The sequence below is a fragment of the Brevibacterium rongguiense genome, assembly GCF_009857845.1.
In the GTDB taxonomy this organism is placed as follows: Bacteria; Actinomycetota; Actinomycetes; order Actinomycetales; family Brevibacteriaceae; genus Brevibacterium; species Brevibacterium rongguiense.
In genome coordinates this window covers 1-494 of record NZ_WWEQ01000136.1, presented here as the reverse complement: position 1 = coordinate 494, position 494 = coordinate 1, and the positions used below count along the sequence as shown (strand labels likewise).

The 494-nt window shown below is 82.6% G+C and carries 1 pseudogene; it reads left to right on the top strand.

The window, feature by feature from the left end:
• Positions 1-494, top strand: a pseudogene (locus tag GSY69_RS13860) (hypothetical protein); the annotation flags it as partial.

Below are 494 nucleotides of genomic sequence, written 5' to 3'. Positions count from 1 at the left end.
CCCCGGCCGGGCTCGCCGACTGGTGCGCGCTCCTGCGCGCGGAGCTGGCCGCGGCCCAGCTGCCCGCGGAGCTGCTGCCCGAGCGCCTGCCGCCCGCCGAACCGCCACCGGGCACGGACGGTGCGGGCGCATGGGCCGGTATCGCCGCCCGCGCCGCGACCGTGCGCGCCGCGTTCGCGGACGAGGAGGCGACCGGCCTGCGCGTGTGGGATGCGCCGGCCGATCCGCTCCTGCCGGCGCGCAGCGCGGACCCGATCGACGGGGCGGGGCCCGCCGCGCGCTCGGCGCTGGCCGAGCTGGCGCTGCTGCTGGGCGAGGGGGACTGCGAGCCCGCCGCCTGGACGGACTTCGCCCACCGGCTGCTCGGCGGCGGCCGCCCGCTCATGCACGCCGCGCCGAACGGGGCGGGCTGGCTGTGCTGGGTGGCGGAGTGCGCCCTCGCGCCCGTCCGGGTGGCCACCGCGGACCCCGCGCTCGCCCGCGCGGCCGCCGCG